Genomic DNA, 13,147 nt, shown 5'->3' with positions numbered 1-13,147 from the left:
TTGAATTTGTTTCATCTTGTTGCTCCGTCCCTTATAAACGTTTTCGCCGTAAAGAGCGGAACGAATTATACATTTGTGAAGGAGGCTGACGCCGTATGGAAGCAAAAGCACAGACGAATGTCGGGATCGAAAGGCAGGACAACAATTGGATGGCCAAACTGGCACTCTTTTTCGCAAAAATCGCCGAACGCTGGCTCCCCGATTCGTTCGTCTTCGCCGTTGTTCTGACGTTTGTGACATTTTTAGGCGGAATATTGATCAACGGAAAAAGCCCGGCCGACATGATCACCTATTGGGGTGAAGGCTTATGGGGGCTGCTCGCCTTCACCGCCCAAGTCATTACCACCTTTGTCATGAGCTATGCTTTGGCATTGACAAAGCCTGTTTCCCGGCTCCTCGAAAAAATTGCCGGCAAATGTCACTCGCCCAATTCTGCCATTTTGCTTGTCACGTTTACATCGCTTGCTGCTTCATTCATCAGTTGGGCGTTCGGCCTCGTCGTCGCCGGCATTATCGCCAAGCTCGTGGCAAGGAAAGTGCGGGATGTTGACTATCGCGTGCTTGTTGCAGCTGGATACTCCGGATTTGTCATTTGGCAAGGCGGCTTGTCATCCTCTGCCGCTTTATTCGTCGCCACCAAAGGGCATGTGTTTGAGAAACAGATTGGCATTATCCCAACATCGGAAACTATTTTCTCAGCGGTCAATATGGCCATTATTCTCGTCGTCTTTTTCACGTTGCCTTTTATCATGAAGATCATCCACCCTGCCAGAAAAGAAGATCGTTTTCTTATCGATCCAGCCTTATTGGAAGATTCGATTGAAGAGCCGCAAGAACAAGCCAACTTCATCAACGACAAAATTGAAAAAAGCCGTTTAATCACGCTGGCTGCCGGCATTCTTGGGCTCGTGTACTTGATCATGCATTTTTCAAAAAACGGCTTTTCTCTTGATTTAAACACCGTCAACCTTATGTTTTTAACATTCGCTTTGTTGCTGTTTGGAAATGTGCGCGAACTCGGGGTAGGCCTTGTCAAATCGTCTAACAGCGTCAGCCAAATTATTTTGCAATACCCGTTTTATGCTGGAATCATGGGCATGATGTCGTCGTCCGGACTAGCGCAATGGCTTTCTGATTTCTTTACCAAGTTTTCGACAGCTGAAACGTTGCCGCTATTCACCTTTTGGTCAGCCGGATTCTTGAACTTGTTCATCCCATCGGGCGGCGGCCAGTGGGTCGTACAAGCGCCGATCGCTCTTCCCGCCGCCTTGGAAATGGGAATCGATCCAGCCAAAATGGTCATGGCCGTCGCTTGGGGCGAGTGGAGCAACATGATCCAGCCGTTTTGGGCTATCCCGCTTCTCGCCATCGCTGGCCTGCGCATCCGTGACATCATGGGCTTTACGACAATCACTTTCATCTATGTCGGCATTATCGCTTCTATCTTTCTGTATTTACTTTGATTAACAACAGCCCGCAGCCAACTTATTGAGCCGGCTGCGGGCAGCGTTTTTTTATCCTTAGCAAACATGAGCACCCCCTAGCAGACGCCGCCCTCAAACCTCGCGCAGGGGACCAGAGGAAATCGCCAACATCGCCCTGTTTTTAGCTTCCGATGACGCCAGTTTTCTAAACGGCGCTGTGATCGTCGCCGATGCCGGATGGACGGCGTATTGACGCGCCGCCCCCTTCCGCTTTTCCGGTTAGGGGAGAGAGGCACCTTTTGAAGACGAAATCGAAAAGAAAAAGCCGCCCCAACACGTTTCGTTCCCCGTCGAGACCGGCTTTTTTCCTTTTGTCAGCCGCGAACCATTTGGTACACATGCATTACCAAAGCAACGACCGCCGCCACTCCAACAAACGACACCAAATACAAAATCGGCGACCCCGTGTGGCCAAACACCACTTCATTTTGCAGCATGGCCGCTTTCTCCCAAGCATTCTCCACATCGGGCTTGTAAAGCTTCGTTTTCCAATACCCTATGCCGATGGTTGATGCCAAATACACGACATGAACGATGATCGAAATGACGAAAGCGTGAATAACGGTTTTCATGAACATCCCCTTCTCACCTGTCGGAAATATGGACGGTCCTCCATTGGAGGCGTCGGCGCAAATGTCCATCCATTGCATCCGCATTCCGATACGATCTTCTATCATTTTATCATACAAGTTGCGCAAAACCATCCCCTGCATATTTCCGAATCGTTCCTTTTGATCAAACGTTCAATCCCCCAAAAGAGGGGATATTCACAGACGCTTGATTGAAGTAAGCTTAACTGTAGCATCGCTTTTCTCCATCCCATCAAGCACATGATGGGTGTGAAACGCCAACAAAAAATGAATGAACATTCATTCTGTTGTGGTATAATGGTCACAACATCCTCACACCAATAAGGAGGCCCGTTCGCCATGCTGATCGAGAAAGTGATCAAAAAACGGTTTGAAACAGAAGTGGTTCAAAACGTGCATATCGCCAAAGGAACGGCGACGTTTCAAGGCGTCCGCCTCACCGTCCGCTGCTTTGTCATCGATGGGGTGCTGATTGACACCGGCGCCAAATCAATGGAGCACGAATTCACCTCGTTTTTTCAACACCAAGACATCGATCAAGTCGTCATCACCCACTATCACGAAGACCATACCGGCTGCGCGGCATTTTTGCAGCGAAAGATGGGGCTGCCCATCTACATGAACGAACCGATGATCCATTATTGCCAGCAAAAGGCGGACTATCCGCTATACCGAAAAGTGTTTTGGGGCAAGCGCGACCCGTTCGTTGCCAAACCGATCGGCGCGACGTTTTCCTCGCGAAGCGCAACGTGGGACGTCATCCCGACGCCAGGTCATTCCATCGATCATGTGGCGTTTTTGAACCGCGAAACGGGGCAATTGTTCAGCGGCGACTTGTACTGTCAGGAGAAAACGAAAGTCATCTTGCGCGAGGAAAACATCCCGGCGATCATCGCCTCCTTGCAACGCACGTTGACATACGATTTCGGCGACGTCTTCTGCGCCCATGCCGGCTATCTCCCAAACGGGCGCGAGGCCTTGCAGCGAAAACTTGATTACTTGCTTGAACTTCAAGGCAACATCATCGATTTATACGAAAAAGGCATGCCGCCGAAACAAATTCAAGAAACGCTTTTCCCGAAAAAATATCCGATCGTCTTTTTTTCGGCGAAGGAGTGGGACTCCCTTCACATTGTCCGGTCGGTCATTCAAGAATATCAAGCGAAACGGGCAAGCTGAAGCGGACGCTTCCCGGAAATGGCCATAGACCATTAGGGCAAGCCCATATTCCGTTTTCTTCCATTTCAAATGAAAAATTACTATCTTCGCCAGCAACGGGACAAATTAAGAAAAAACGAAAGGATGGGTCCCGTCGATGAACGAAACACCGCGCGTCAAGCTGCACGGGTTCAACAACTTGACGAAATCGCTCAGCTTCAATATGTACGATATTTGCTATACGAAAACGGCGAAGGAGCGGGAGGCGTATATCGAATACATTGACGACGTGTACAATGCCGAACGGCTGACGAATCTTTTAAAACGTGTCGCCGACATGATCGGCGCCCATGTGTTAAACATCGCCAAGCAAGATTACGTTCCGCAGGGCGCGAGCGTGACGATGCTCGTTTCCGAGGGGCCGGTCGTCGAGGTGCCCGAAGATGACGGCCCTTTGCCGGAGGCGGTGGTGCTTTCCCTTGACAAAAGCCATATCACCGTCCATACATACCCAGAATATCACCCGAATGACGGAATCAGCACGTTCCGCGCCGATATTGATGTCGTCACATGCGGGGAAATTTCGCCGCTCAAAGCGCTCGACTATTTGATTCATTCATTTGACGCCGACATTATGATCATCGACTACCGCGTGCGCGGATTTACGCGCGACATTCACGGATACAAGCTGTTTATCGACCATGACATTACGTCGATTCAAGATTATATCCCGGAGCACATTCGCGAAAAGTACGATATGATCGACGTAAACATTTACCAAGAGAATATTTTTCACACAAAATGCAAGTTGAAACAGTTTGACTTGGACAACTACTTGTTTGGCTATGCAAAAGAGGATTTGAGCGAACAAGAAGCGAATGAAACAACCGCCAAGCTGAGAAGGGAAATGGATGAGATCTTTTACGGAAAAAATATGCCGAACACCGTTTGACGCGGGCGCCTTTTTGACGCCTGCCGGCTTTCGGGCCGGCCCACACCGGTTCCCGATTGGCGCCGTCTATGGTATGCTAGTAGAAAAAAGGAAAAGGTGTTCATGAATGAAGTACATCATCGTCGGAGCCGGCATTTTAGGGGCCTCGACCGCTTACCATTTGGCCAAGGAAGGCGCAAACGTGATCATCATCGACCGCGGCGACAAAGGGCAGGCGACCGGTGCGGCGGCGGGGATTGTCTGCCCTTGGCTGTCGCAGCGCCGCAACCAAAAATGGTACCGATTGGCCAAAAACGGAGCGAAGTTTTACCCCTCCCTCATCGAAGAACTGCAAGCGCTCGGGGAAACGGACACCGGTTATGCGCGCGTCGGCGCCCTATGGCTGCACACGGACGAACAGAAACTGAAACAAATGGAGGAGCGCGCTCGCAAACGGCGCGAAGACGCGCCGGAAATGGGAGAGATCGTGCGGCTTCATCCCCATGAGGCGAAGGAGCTGTTTCCGCCGCTTGGCGGTGAGCATCATGCCCTATATGTGAGCGGCGCCGCCCGTGTGAACGGCCGGTCGGTGCGGGACGCCCTCACAAACGCGGCCCAAAAGCTTGGCGCCGCCTACATCCGCGGAAACGCCCAGATCCTGTTTGAAGGCTCCCGCGTCATCGGCGCGAAAGTCAATGGAGCGAAATACACGGCCGAAGCGGTCATCGTCACAGCCGGCGCATGGGCTGGCGAACTGCTCGAACCGTTGGGCGTTCGGTTTGCCGTCAGCCCGCAAAAAGGACAAATCGTTCATCTCGAATGGTTGGCAGGCGAGACCGACCGATGGCCGGTCGTCATGCCCCCGAACAATCAGTATATGCTCGCCTTCCCTGGAGGGCGAATCATCATCGGAACGACCCATGAAGATGAAGCGGGGATGGATGTCCGCGCCACCGCCGGCGGCATCCACGAAATACTGGACAAAGCGCTCGCCGTCGCGCCAGGGCTGTCGGCGTGCACCTACGTGGAAACACGGGTCGGGTTCCGCCCGCGCACGCCTGGATTTCTCCCTGTCTTCGGGGCTCTTCCCGGTTTTACCGGCCTTTACGCAGCCAACGGCCTTGGCTCTTCCGGGCTCACCGTCGGGCCATATTTAGGCGCAGAACTTGCCAAGCTTGTGCTCGGCCGCCCGACTGAACTTGATTCGTTCGACTACAACGTCGCCGAGGCCATCATCCCGCCTTCCTGACGCTGCCTCACGGTGCAACACTAGCACTCCCACCCGATGCCCAACTGCCGCGTTCAGCGGCCAGCGCCGGCTGCGGGCTTGCCCCATGCAGGCCCGCAGCCCGTTTAGCTGTTTTGTCCTTCGTATTTTTTCAACTGTTCCGTCAGCTGTTGAAACAACGCCATATCTTTTCGGTCAAGCGCCTGGTCAATTTGCATTTTCAACACCGATAGTTCATGACGTTTCAGCGCCTCATCCAACACTTGCTCGGCCGCCTTCGCCATTTTCTCATGCCGCTCGTGCCGCCTGACATTTTCAAACGCTTGGTGATCAATAAGCCGAAGGTACGAAAAATTCCTTGCCTTTCCTGGAAAATGGAGCGTCAAATAGAGCGTCTCGTTCGGATGCAGCGCCAAATCGCCCATAATCGAGGCAAGGCTCGTGCTTTTTTGACCGCGCCGATAAAAGACGAGCCCTTCCTCTTCCGCCATCGCAGTCGAAATGATCAGCCACCGCGCCTGCTTTTGCTCGGTTTCCGTAAAATGGACGTTCTCAAGCAAATGGGGGTGTTGAAGCAAGTATTGCAGCACAAATCGGGCATCGGGATGCTTCAAACGATGCTGCTGCAAAAACGTTGTTAAGAACTGCCGCTTTTCTGAATAGGACACCCATCTCGTCATAGCCTCACCCCCTTCAACTGCTTCTCCATGGAAGATAACAGCGGCCGCAGCGCAAGATCGTCTCAACAAGCCTCGATGATCCATTGCTATTCCATTCACGTCTTTGTTTTCCAGTATACTTGATTGCGCCCCGCCGTGCATCTGAAAACCACAGGGCAAGGCCCCTTTCATTCCGACACCAAGCGGCAAACGAAATAGAAAAACAGCCGCCCTTCATTTCCAGGCGGCTGCTCCTTCTAAGCAACGGGCTCTCGGCTTTCCTTTCCATTGCTAAGACCTATGGCCTACGCCAACTGCATCGCAAAGTGGCCGTTCAATCCGAGCGCTTCGGCTGTGGATGCTTGCACTTGCCGCAACAGCGCTTCGTTTTTCATCAACGACTCGCCGTAAGACGGAATCATCTCTTTCACTTTCGCCCGCCATTCGTTCATCCGTTCTGGGAAGCACTTCTCCATCACTTCAAGCATGACATGAACCGCCGTCGATGCCCCTGGCGACGCGCCGAGCAACGCCGCGATCGAACCATCAGCCGCATGGACGACTTCCGTGCCAAACTGCAGCGTTCCTTTGCCGCCAGCTTCCGTGTCTTTGATCACTTGCACGCGCTGACCCGCCACGACGATGTCCCACTCGTCGCTTTTTGCCGTCGGGACGAATTCCCGCAGCTCTTGCATGCGCTGTTCTTTCGACAACAGCACTTGCTGGATTAAATAGTTGGTCAAGGACATATTTTTCACGCCCGCCGCCAAGATCGTCAAGACGTTATGCGGCTTGATCGAGGTGAACAAGTCGAGCATCGAGCCGTTTTTCAAAAACTTCGGCGAAAACCCGGCAAATGGCCCAAACAGCAGCATCTTTTGATTGTCGATAAACCGCGTGTCCAAATGCGGCACCGACATCGGCGGCGCGCCGACTTTCGCTTTGCCGTACACTTTCGCATGGTGCTGCTCGACGACCTCGGGATTGTTGCACACCATAAACAACCCGCTCACCGGGAAGCCGCCGATTCCCTTCCCTTCCGGAATGCCGGACTTTTGCAACAGATGGAGGCTGCCTCCCCCGGCCCCGATGAAGACGAACTTGGCCGCATGAAGCTCCACCGCGCCCGTGTCCAAATTCCGCACTTTCAGCTCCCATAAGCCGTCGCTTGTCCGTTTGATATCCTCGACATGATGGCGGTAGCGGATCTCCACGTTCTTCCGTTTCAAATGTTCAAACAGTTGGCGCGTCAACGCCCCGAAGTTCACGTCCGTCCCCGATTCGATGCGGGTCGCCGCGATCGGCTCGTCCACCACCCGTCCTTCCATCATGAGCGGCACCCATTCGGCCAGCTTCTTCGGATCATCTGTGAACTCCATCCCTTTAAACAGCGGATTGGCCGCCATCGTTTCGTGCCGCTTTTTCAAAAACGCCACATTGTCTTCCCCTTGCACAAAGCTCATATGCGGCAGCGGACGGACGAAATCTTTCGGGTCACGAAGAATACCACTGTTGACCAAATAAGCCCAAAACTGCAAAGAGACGTAAAACTGCTCATTGATTTTAATCGCTTTGCCGATGTCAATCGACCCATCGGCCTTCTCAACCGTATAGTTCAACTCACACAGCGCCGCATGCCCCGTCCCGGCGTTGTTCCACTCGTTGGAGCTTTCCGCTCCTGCCTCTTCCAGTCTTTCAAAGACGACAATGTCCCACTCGGGCGCCAATTCCTTCAAGAGCGTCCCCAACGTCGCGCTCATAATGCCCGCGCCGATTAAGATGACATCCGATTTTCCTTGTTTGTTGCCCATGTTTACCATCCCTATCCTCTCATATTTGTAAAAACGGTGAGCGACCGCTCGAAACGATTTCAGCACTCCCCCTCGCCGCTTGGGGGAGATGACAAGAAATATTATAACACATTTAACTTATAGTATATCACTTTTATTCACACTAAAAAAATATACTTATATAATAAAGTATTTTACTCCACAATTATGGTATCAATAGTGGAAACCTACGCTCACCTACATATTTAATTTTACAAAATAGTTGAATATTTCGCCACCATCTGTGGAGAAAAAATGAAGAAATTTTGAACTTTAGGGATGGGCATGCACCGCCTTCTCATAAGATGTCATCAAACTTGGAAGCGGATTTGGCTGTTGGCTGAACGAGCCCTTCCAATAGCGGCGACGGTTCATGTTGATAAAATATTTTCAACTCATGCTGGGCGCGGGTGACCAGAACATAAAGGAGACGGGCATGCAAATCGTCATTAGGAAAATGTTCTCCATTCACGTTGGCCAGCATCACCGCATCAAATTCCATTCCTTTGCTATGGCAAATACTCATCGAACACCATGACCGGCTGCATCTGCGATTCGTATCGTTCCTTTATTCCTTCGACAAACCAGTCAAGCAGCCGCATAAAAGACAACGAACCTTTGAACTCAATTCGTTTTCGCTCTAGTTCATCATCATCAAACAAAACGCTTTCAAAATACCAGTGATGCGACCGATCAAGCTGGCCCTTCGGCAAGAAAGGCAAAATCATCAAGGCCAGCTGTTGAAACGTCATTTGTTGAATGCCCTCTAAATTCAAATCCGGAAGCAGCCCTTGGAACGAACTGATAAACATTTTCGAAGGACCTAAAATCAGCACATTTTCCGGCTTTATATAAATGAAGCTGAAAAATCGTCTGTTCCGTCGGCAGAGCCTACTTCCCATTCCTGTAGCCGTGAGAAACCGTCATCATAATGAACAACCGTGCCGAAAGACGGGCAAAACCTCTAAACAAGACGCAAGGAGCGGCGCAATGTGCAGCGCCGCTCCCCCTTTTCCCCTTTATTTTTATTACACTAACACGTTCCAAAAGTGCATTTTAGTTCAAATTAACTTCAAATTGAAACGGTTCGATAGTAATGTCATAGTTTTCTGAACTTCCCTCAAAATAAAGTTTAATCGTCTTTTCATTCTGGTCAATTGCAGGAAAAGGAATAATCGCATCAACTGTTGCTTTCGGCAAAATATCCGAAGGAATTTCTGGATAGCCTGCTTCAAAGTTATCCGCTTTTTCATGCTGTGTATTCCCTACTAACAGCTTTGCATTATGCTCCCAGAAGTTAATTTTAGCGTTGCTTTGATTGGAAATCGTCACATACGCCCTTGTTTCATCCTCGGCAACCTCAACTTTGCTTAATTTAACAATGTAGCCATGCTGATTAATTTCTTTGTTCACCTCAATTGTTTTCAAAGGCTTTGAAAACGCTGTTATATAGTCCGTTTTTTCTACTTTTTCTGCATCAATGACAGGAGCAGTCACGGTTCCACCTAATGCATTTTCTCCTTCAAATGATTCTCTCACTGTTCCAACAACATGAATAATATCCTCATTTTTCACATCCGTTTTCGGATCCGCCACCACAATCACGTTCTGTTCACTATTTTTTGGATCGGCGAACGCCTGAATGTAAACGCCGTCATCGCTCCTTTCCGGTTCAACAAAAATTTTCGCATAGAAGTCTACTTTCGAGCCTTTGTATTGATCCGGATCGGAAATCATTTTTGCAAACTCTTCCTTCGATAGCGGTGCCTTCGTTTCTTGCTTTTGGCTTTCTTTTTTGTCACCGGAAGATGGGGACGATGATTCCGATGAACAGCCTGCCGCCGTGGAGAACAACAATGCTAGTGCCAAAAAGAATGATAAGCGTTTTTTCATACTTTATCTTTTCCCCTTCCCAATAACTGATCTTTGTTCGAGATTTATCGGTGGTTCTAGTTCTAATCCTCTTAGCACACGAAAAAAGCTCATAGGCAACGTGTTGTCGCTGTCTGTATGAAAGTCAACAAGGCGTTTACATTATTATAGAAAAATCATTTGCCTACATCGTTTCACCTGCAAGACTAGCGGCTCATCCCCTAGCATGAATTCGTCAAACGTATTCTTGCCGATAATTCCCCAGCATCTCTTCAATCGTTCTTTTCATCTCTTCGCGAAACTCTTTTGGCTTGATCACCTCCAAATATTGCGCCTGGCTTAGCAGCCACATTTTGATACCGCGCCCGTATACTTCAGCCTCAATGACAAAAGCATCTCCATCTTTCCCTATAACTTTCGCGGTAGGAAGACGGTCCAAAATCGCCTGCAAAGACGAACCCCAAAAGCGAAAGGTGATTTTTGTCAATTCCCCAGCATGCATAAATTGCACCCGTTTCCGAAACTCCCCCTCTTCAAAACGATTTTTGTAATCATAGTGAAAATGTTCGTCAGTTATCGTATAGCGGACAATACGGTCAATGCGATAAATCGTTGGAAAGTCAAAATCATAATCTTCCGGAAAGGCAATCAAGTAAAAGTAATAGTCGGAAAAAATAATGCCTACCGGTTTGACTTTCCGGGCAACGGGGGCATCGCTCCCTTCCTTTTTGTAGTCGATTAAAACAATGCGTTTCGTATGTACAGCGCTGCTTAACTCCCAAATGATTTCAATAAGCGGTTGGTTATGCTGCAAAGGAACATAGTGAAAACGTTCATTTTGGATCACTTCCTGAATAAACCGTTGATTTTGCGGATGGGATTGAAAAATGAGTTTTTTCAATATTCGATCCATCTCTTCCTTTGGCAGCGAACGACTTTCCAGCAGTATTTTAGAGACAACCAAAATTTCTTTGTTTGTCAACCATCCTTCTTCGTCCTTCTTCAGCACATAACCATTTTTCTTCCGATCATACTCCAATTCCATTAAACCTTGGAACATCTCGGCAATGTACGCACGCAACTCATCGAGATCACGCTGAATGGTTTTTTCGTTGACGCTAAACCGTTCCGCCTCCCTCTTTTTTGAAATCGCCTCCCCTTTGCGAAGCCTCTCATAAATGGATAGAACCCGCAATGACTTTGGGTGCTGATCATCCACGCTCATCCCCCCATTGTACTGTCGAAACGCCGATCAGCCCAAATTACTATAATACTCCTAAAATGGTCCCATTATGAATCCCCAACAATATATTACCATCTCCACTTGGACATTATATGTACTTCAAAAAAATTTTGCATTCTCTTTAAAGATATTCCACTACTAACATTGTCATTCAGCATGATGCGCAAGGAGAAGGGCGAAAAAGAAAGATTGAACGAGTGAACATTTCCAAGGGCAAATAGGAGTTCTGAAAAAAGCGGATCGTGATCCATCCACCTTATTAAGAACGGGAGGCTTCCAGAAACTTGGTCAACAAAAACAAAAGCAGCCAATTATGCATTACGCACAACTGGCTGCTTGTTCTTTGCCTAGCAGCGACCTACTCTTGCAGGGGCGCTGGCCCCAACTACCATCGGCGCTGGAGGGCTTAACTTCCGTGTTCGGGATGGGAACGGGTGTTTCCCCTCCGCTATCACCACTAGGCCATATGAGGTTGTCAGGAATTCGTTCCCTGAAAACTAGATAACCGTTTTGGGAAGAAGCCGCGGCGAACCGCTCGCCTGCGCTTTTCTTTGTCCAGTTCCAGCGCCTAGCTCTCTTCTGCCAAATAACCTTCCCCCTCGGGGTGCAAGCACCCCTGCGGGTGAAGAACATTTGGCTTCGAGAGCTAATCGCGGCGCTTCCACTTTTCTAGGTTAAGCCCTCGATCGATTAGTATCCGTCAGCTCCACGTGTCGCCACGCTTCCACCTCGGACCTATCGACCTCGTCATCTTCGAGGGATCTTACCCGCCTGACGCGGTGGGAAATCTCATCTTGAGGGGGGCTTCACGCTTAGATGCTTTCAGCGCTTATCCCGTCCGCACATAGCTACCCAGCGGTGCCCCTGGCGGGACAACTGGTACACCAGCGGTGCGTCCATCCCGGTCCTCTCGTACTAAGGACAGCTCCTCTCAAATTTCCTGCGCCCGCGACGGATAGGGACCGAACTGTCTCACGACGTTCTGAACCCAGCTCGCGTACCGCTTTAATGGGCGAACAGCCCAACCCTTGGGACCGACTACAGCCCCAGGATGCGATGAGCCGACATCGAGGTGCCAAACCTCCCCGTCGATGTGGACTCTTGGGGGAGATCAGCCTGTTATCCCCGGGGTAGCTTTTATCCGTTGAGCGATGGCCCTTCCATGCGGAACCACCGGATCACTAAGCCCGACTTTCGTCCCTGCTCGACCTGTCCGTCTCGCAGTCAAGCTCCCTTGTGCCTTTGCACTCTCCGAATGATTTCCAACCATTCTGAGGGAACCTTTGGGCGCCTCCGTTACCTTTTGGGAGGCGACCGCCCCAGTCAAACTGCCCGCCTGACACTGTCTCCCACCCCGTTAAGGGGTGCGGGTTAGAATTTCAATACCGCCAGGGTGGTATCCCACCGCCGCCTCCACCGAAGCTGGCGCTCCGGCTTCCCAGGCTCCCACCTATCCTGTACAAGCGATACCAAAATTCCATATCAGGCTGCAGTAAAGCTCCACGGGGTCTTTCCGTCCTGTCGCGGGTAACCTGCATCTTCACAGGTAGTATAATTTCACCGGGTCTCTCGTTGAGACAGCGCCCAAGTCGTTACACCTTTCGTGCGGGTCGGAACTTACCCGACAAGGAATTTCGCTACCTTAGGACCGTTATAGTTACGGCCGCCGTTTACTGGGGCTTCGGTTCGCACCTTCGCTTCCGCTAAGCGCTCCCCTTAACCTTCCAGCACCGGGCAGGTGTCAGCCCCTATACGTCGCCTTTCGGCTTCGCAGAGACCTGTGTTTTTGATAAACAGTCGCTTGGGCCTTTTCACTGCGGCTCGTTCGGGCTCTTCACCCAAACGAGCACCCCTTCTCCCGAAGTTACGGGGTCATTTTGCCGAGTTCCTTAACGAGAGTTCTCCCGCGCGCCTTAGGATTCTCTCCTCGCCTACCTGTGTCGGTTTGCGGTACGGGCACCTCTTCCCTCGCTAGAGGCTTTTCTTGGCAGTGTGAAATCGGGGACTTCCGGATGACTCCGTCGCCATCACCGCTTGGCCTTACAATCCGCGGATTTGCCTACGGATCAGCCTTGCGGCTTGGACAGGCTCTTCCAGCCGCCTGCTCGCCCTATCCTCCTGCGTCCCCCCATCGCTCAAACGGGAAGGAGGTG

At 50.5% G+C, this 13,147-nt stretch carries 11 protein-coding genes, 2 rRNA genes and 1 pseudogene (1 of these 14 running past the window's edge); 5 read left to right on the top strand and 9 right to left on the bottom strand.

Annotated features, from left to right (window positions below; genetic code table 11):
- Positions 1 to 95: 95 nt before the first annotated feature.
- Together GHH_RS06855 and GHH_RS18090 are read left to right on the top strand one after the other, a co-directional pair.
- The gene (locus tag GHH_RS06855) at positions 96 to 1,463 is read left to right on the top strand and encodes a short-chain fatty acid transporter (protein ID WP_015374581.1); all 1,368 of its coding nucleotides are present in this window, start codon (positions 96 to 98) and stop codon (positions 1,461 to 1,463) included.
- A gap of 89 nt (positions 1,464 to 1,552) precedes the next feature.
- Positions 1,553 to 1,677: pseudogene (locus GHH_RS18090) on the top strand (SDR family oxidoreductase); the annotation flags it as partial.
- Positions 1,678 to 1,798: 121 nt separating this feature from the next.
- On the opposite strand, the gene GHH_RS06850 reads toward GHH_RS18090, so the two are convergent.
- A complete protein-coding gene (locus GHH_RS06850) occupies positions 1,799 to 2,056 on the bottom strand; it encodes a hypothetical protein (RefSeq protein WP_015374580.1) in 258 nt (85 codons plus the stop codon).
- Between the two features lie 357 nt (positions 2,057 to 2,413).
- On the opposite strand from GHH_RS06850, the gene GHH_RS06845 reads away from it, so the two are divergent.
- From GHH_RS06845 to GHH_RS06835, 3 genes are all read left to right on the top strand, one after another.
- Entirely contained in the window at positions 2,414 to 3,253 is an 840-nt protein-coding gene (locus GHH_RS06845) for an MBL fold metallo-hydrolase (protein ID WP_015374579.1), read from the top strand.
- A gap of 136 nt (positions 3,254 to 3,389) precedes the next feature.
- Positions 3,390 to 4,184: an adenosylmethionine decarboxylase gene (gene speD, locus GHH_RS06840; protein WP_015374578.1), complete on the top strand. Its 795-nt coding sequence runs from the start codon at positions 3,390 to 3,392 to the stop codon at positions 4,182 to 4,184.
- Between the two features lie 106 nt (positions 4,185 to 4,290).
- On the top strand, positions 4,291 to 5,412 hold the full coding sequence (locus GHH_RS06835; RefSeq protein ID WP_015374577.1) for an FAD-binding oxidoreductase: 1,122 nt from the start codon (positions 4,291 to 4,293) through the stop codon (positions 5,410 to 5,412).
- A gap of 104 nt (positions 5,413 to 5,516) precedes the next feature.
- On the opposite strand, the gene GHH_RS06830 is transcribed toward GHH_RS06835, so the two are convergent.
- From GHH_RS06830 to GHH_RS06795, 8 genes are all read right to left on the bottom strand, one after another.
- The gene (locus tag GHH_RS06830; RefSeq protein WP_015374576.1) at positions 5,517 to 6,071 is read right to left on the bottom strand and encodes a YpiB family protein; all 555 of its coding nucleotides are present in this window, start codon (positions 6,069 to 6,071) and stop codon (positions 5,517 to 5,519) included.
- A gap of 284 nt (positions 6,072 to 6,355) precedes the next feature.
- Positions 6,356 to 7,870: a malate:quinone oxidoreductase gene (locus tag GHH_RS06825; protein WP_015374575.1), complete on the bottom strand. Its 1,515-nt coding sequence runs from the start codon at positions 7,868 to 7,870 to the stop codon at positions 6,356 to 6,358.
- Positions 7,871 to 8,177: 307 nt separating this feature from the next.
- On the bottom strand, positions 8,178 to 8,405 hold the full coding sequence (locus tag GHH_RS06820; RefSeq protein WP_080737831.1) for an ATP-binding domain-containing protein: 228 nt from the start codon (positions 8,403 to 8,405) through the stop codon (positions 8,178 to 8,180).
- Positions 8,389 to 8,691, bottom strand: a complete 303-nt coding sequence (locus GHH_RS06815) for a hypothetical protein (protein WP_015374573.1) — start codon at positions 8,689 to 8,691, stop codon at positions 8,389 to 8,391. Before GHH_RS06815 ends, GHH_RS06820 begins: the two co-directional genes overlap by 17 nt.
- 244 nt (positions 8,692 to 8,935) lie before the next feature.
- Positions 8,936 to 9,772: a hypothetical protein gene (locus GHH_RS06810; RefSeq protein WP_041470455.1), complete on the bottom strand. Its 837-nt coding sequence runs from the start codon at positions 9,770 to 9,772 to the stop codon at positions 8,936 to 8,938.
- A 214-nt stretch (positions 9,773 to 9,986) separates the two neighbouring features.
- A complete protein-coding gene (locus tag GHH_RS06805; protein WP_015374571.1) occupies positions 9,987 to 10,970 on the bottom strand; it encodes a YafY family protein in 984 nt (327 codons plus the stop codon).
- A gap of 369 nt (positions 10,971 to 11,339) precedes the next feature.
- Positions 11,340 to 11,456 (bottom strand): 5S ribosomal RNA (gene rrf / locus GHH_RS06800).
- A 208-nt stretch (positions 11,457 to 11,664) separates the two neighbouring features.
- A 23S ribosomal RNA gene (locus GHH_RS06795) occupies positions 11,665 to 13,147 on the bottom strand (it continues 1,445 nt past the right edge of the window).

This window comes from Geobacillus sp. GHH01, assembly GCF_000336445.1.
Lineage (GTDB): Bacteria > Bacillota > Bacilli > Bacillales > Anoxybacillaceae > Geobacillus > Geobacillus zalihae.
This window is presented reverse-complemented; position numbering and strand designations above follow the sequence as displayed.